Source organism: Mesorhizobium sp. M8A.F.Ca.ET.218.01.1.1 (genome assembly GCF_004791165.1).
Classification (GTDB): Bacteria; Pseudomonadota; Alphaproteobacteria; order Rhizobiales; family Rhizobiaceae; genus Mesorhizobium.
The window spans coordinates 1-314 of sequence record NZ_SRUZ01000152.1; the positions used below are offsets into that span (position 1 = coordinate 1).

The 314-nt window shown below is 69.7% G+C and carries 1 protein-coding gene; it reads left to right on the top strand.

What is annotated here, in order from left to right; all coding sequences use genetic code 11:
* The coding region (locus EN861_RS34790) for a DEAD/DEAH box helicase (RefSeq protein ID WP_135928243.1) at positions 1-314 on the top strand (314 nt) is incomplete at both ends.

Consider the following 314-nt stretch of genomic DNA (forward strand, 5'->3'; position numbering starts at 1 on the left):
CATGGACATGCGCAGCGAGCGGCGCGCGCTGGAGCGCGGTGCCAACATCGTCGTCGGCACGCCGGGCCGGCTGCGCGACCACATCACCCGCGGGGCGCTCGACATGTCGGCGCTGAAGGTCGTGGTGCTGGACGAGGCCGACGAGATGCTCGATCTCGGCTTCCGCGAGGACCTCGAATTCATCCTCGACGCTGCGCCCGCCGAGCGCCGCACGCTGATGTTTTCCGCCACGGTGCCGCGCTCCATCGCCACGCTGGCGAAAAGCTACCAGCGCGATGCCGTGCGCATCTCGGCAGGGGGCGAGGAAAAGCAGC